General features: G+C 67.4%; 3 protein-coding genes. 1 reads left to right on the top strand and 2 read right to left on the bottom strand.

The window, feature by feature from the left end; all coding sequences use genetic code 11:
• Positions 1-1,280, bottom strand: a 1,280-nt coding sequence (locus EQG76_RS21200; RefSeq protein WP_159716319.1) for a sulfate adenylyltransferase subunit 1, incomplete at its 3' end; no start/stop codon positions are given.
• Positions 1,281-1,320: 40 nt separating this feature from the next.
• Positions 1,321-2,115 carry a sulfate adenylyltransferase subunit CysD gene (gene cysD / locus EQG76_RS21195; protein WP_159716318.1) on the bottom strand — a complete coding sequence of 265 codons (795 nt, stop codon included), beginning with the start codon at positions 2,113-2,115 and terminating at the stop codon, positions 1,321-1,323.
• Between the two features lie 379 nt (positions 2,116-2,494).
• Here cysD and mgrA point away from each other — a divergent pair, with 379 nt between their 5' ends.
• Positions 2,495-3,508, top strand: a complete 1,014-nt coding sequence (gene mgrA / locus EQG76_RS21190) for an L-glyceraldehyde 3-phosphate reductase (RefSeq protein WP_321573497.1) — start codon at positions 2,495-2,497, stop codon at positions 3,506-3,508.
• Positions 3,509-3,548 lie beyond the last annotated feature (40 nt).

The following is a 3,548-nucleotide window of genomic DNA, read 5'->3' as shown; positions in this document are numbered from 1 at the left end:
GTCGCCTTGACCGACAGCTGGCGCCGCTGATCCGGATAACCCTCCATCGAGACGAGGCCCGCCGCGACGGTGAGATAGTCGTCGACCAGGACGAACCGACCGGTGCCGGGTACGCTGCGGTACTCGTCCAGCGCCAGCATGCGCGTGCTGCGGAAGATCACTTCCGCCGCCTCGTCGCGCTCGACCCGCTCCATCTGCCGCTCGCCGAGATCGGTCGTGTCGATGACCTTCTCGATCTTCTCGACCACCACCGGCGCCTCCACGGTCGCCAGCTTTAACGTGTAGCTGCGGCCCACCTCGAGCGGCTTCTTCGACAGCCAGAACAGCTTGCCGCGGAACACGTTGGTCAGGACCGGCGGGTTCTCCACATGGCTGATGATCTCGCCGCGCTCGACGAAGATCTGCTCGTCCAGGGTGATGCCGGCCGATGCTCCGGCAACCGCTGAGGTCGGCGCCTCCGGCACGTTCCAGGCTTCGACCGAGGCGATCTTCACCACCTTGCCGGACGGCGAGAACAGGATCTGCTGGCCGACTTCCAGCCGGCCGCTCTCGATCCGGCCGGCGATGATCCGGCGCTGGTCGAACTTGTAGACGTCCTGCACCGGCAGGCGCAGCGGCGCCTCAATCCCGCGGGCGCGGGGCTGGAACTCGTCCAGCACGTCCACTACCGCCGGGCCCTGGTACCAGAGCATCCGCCCGCTCTGGGCGACCAGGTTGTCGCCGTCGCGCGCGGCGATCGGGATGATGTGGGTGGGCTCGATGTCCAGGGCGTTGAGGTTGCCGCGGATAGCGGCGGCCACCTTGCCGAAGCGCTCGGCGTCGTAGCCCACCAGGTCCATCTTGTTGACCAGGACCGCGACCTGCCGGATGCCCAGGAGATGGAGCACATAGGCATGCCGGCGCGACTGCTCGCGCACCCCCTCCTCGGCATCGACCAGCAGCAGCGCCGCATCGGCCGCCGAGGCGCCGGTCACCATGTTCTTCAGGAACTCGCGGTGGCCCGGCGCGTCGATGATGATGTAGTCGCGCTTCTTGGTGGCGAAGCGGATGCGCGCGGTGTCGATGGTGATGCCCTGGTCGCGCTCGGCCTGCATGGCGTCCAGCGCGAAGGCCCATTCGAACGGCATGCCGCGCTTGGTCGACATGGCCTGCAGCGCCTCGAACTTGCCCTCGGGCAGGGAGCCGGTATCGTGCAGGAGGCGGCCGATCAGGGTGGACTTGCCGTGGTCCACGCTGCCGACGATGACGATGGCGAGTTTCTGACCGCTGTGGTCGGACATCTTGGTAGCTTCCGGGCGGAACGGATGAGCGGGCGGAGGATCAGAGGTAGCCGGAAGCGCGCAGGCGCTCGAAGCTGTCCTCGGCCTCGTGATCCATGGCGCGGCCGGACCGCTCCGCCACCTTGGTCGTCTCCAGTTCCGCGATGATCTCGTCGATGGTGGACGCGGTGGACGGCACCGGCTTGGTGATGTCCTCGTCGCCCAGCGAGCGATAGCGCATGCCGTTCTTGGCGAAGTACAGGTCGATGGCCGGGATGTTCTCGCGCTTGGTGTAGCGCCAGATGTCCAGCTCGGTCCAATGCAGCAGCGGGTGGATGCGCACGTGCACGCCCGGCGGGAAGCTGGTCATGTACTGCTCGAACACTTCCGGCGGCTGGTCCTTCAGGTTCCAGGAGCCGTCCTCGCTGCGGGGCGAGAAGTAGCGCTCCTTGGCGCGGATCGCCTCCTCGTCGCGACGGATGCCGGCGATCAGGCCCGTGAATTGGTGCTTGGCGAGCGCCGCCTTCAGGCCCAGCGTCTTACGCGCGGCCGAACGGGCGGCCGGCGGCAGGGTCGCGTCGGTCATCTCGACCGGCGGACACTCTTCGCGGATGAAGTTCAGGTTCCACTCCTTCGCGTAGCGGTCGCGGAACTCGTACATCTCCTTGAACTTCTTGCCCGTGTCGACGTGCATGACCGGGAACGGCACGTGCCCGAAGAACGCCTTGCGGGTGAGCCACAGGACGACATTGCTGTCCTTGCCCAGGGACCAGAGGATGGCGGGCCGCTCCAGCTTGGCGAACGCCTCACGGAGGACGTAGACGCTCTCGGCCTCGAGCTCGTCGAGATGGGACATGGTGCCTGGATGATCCGATGGGGTCAGGTGCTGCGACAAAGTTCCGGACGCCGTGGCGGAAGCCTGGATTCCTGAAAGATGCGTCGAGCCATGCCCAAACAAGGCGCACCGGGTCAACGGTCCTATCCGCGCAGGCATATCCGGAATTGCGCGGCGGTGCCGATGGCCCGGCGACCCCCTGTCCGGCTTGGCCGCAGGCGGGGGAAGCGACAGATCCGACAGGTCCGCCCCGGTCTATAAGATTGTTGACCAGAAAACTCCAGTTTCTTGCTCCGGCTGATCGTTGCGTTGCCGCTACGGTTGGCCGCCCGCCTGCGCGGTGGACAGGGCGCCCTCATGGCCGCAGACCGGGTGAGATCGAACGAAGGGAGGATTGCCGATGGCCCTGGACTGGCAGGCCGATGCCTGCCGCTATCAAACGATGCCCTATCGACGCTGTGGCCGAAGCGGCCTGAAGCTGCCGGCGATCGCACTGGGGCTCTGGCAGAATTTCGGTGGCATCGATGCGCCGGAGACCGGCCGGGCCGTGCTGCGCCGGGCGTTCGATCGCGGCATCACCCATTTCGACCTGGCCAACAATTACGGCCCGCCGCCGGGTTCGGCCGAGGAACTGTTCGGCCGGGTCATGGCCCGGGATTTCCGGCCCTATCGCGACGAGCTGATTGTCTCGACCAAGGCGGGCTACACCATGTGGCCCGGCCCCTATGGCGACCACGGGTCGCGCAAGTACCTCTTGGCCAGCCTCGATCAGAGCCTGCGCCGGATGGGGCTGGATTATGTCGACATCTTCTACAGCCACCGGCCGGATCCGGAGACGCCGCTGGAAGAGACGATGGGGGCACTCGCCCAGGCCGTGCGCGCAGGGAAGGCGCTCTATGCCGGCCTGTCCAACTACCCGCCGGAGACGACCCGCCAGGCGGCGGCGATGCTCCGCGAACTGGGTGCGCCCTGTGTCATCCACCAGCCGCGCTACTCCATGCTGGACCGGACCGCCGAAGGCGGGCTGCTGGATGCACTGGACGAGGACGGGATCGGCTGCATAGTGTTCTCGCCGCTGGCCCAGGGGCTGCTCAGCGCCAAGTATCTGGACGGCGTGCCGCAAGGCTCGCGGGCCAGCCGCGGCACGACCTCGCTCAAGCCCGAGCGGGTGACGCCCGAGCTGCAGGCACGGCTCCGGGCCCTGGACGAACTGGCGAAGAGGCGCGGGCAGAGCCTGGCCCAGCTGGCGCTCACCTGGGTGCTGCGCGACCCGCGAGTCACCACCGCCCTGATCGGTGCCCGCGACGTCGCTCAGCTCGACGACAGCCTAGCGGCACTGGCAGCCGGACCCCTCACCGCCGACGAGATCGCGGCGATCGAGCCGCACTTGCCGGCACCGGGATCGGCCGCCTGAACCCGTGTCGAGAGTTTTCAAGTCATTGATCCGGCTGGGC

It is taken from the genome of Geminicoccus flavidas (assembly GCF_009806515.1).
GTDB classification, from domain to species: Bacteria; Pseudomonadota; Alphaproteobacteria; order Geminicoccales; family Geminicoccaceae; genus Geminicoccus; species Geminicoccus flavidus.
This window is presented reverse-complemented; position numbering and strand designations above follow the sequence as displayed.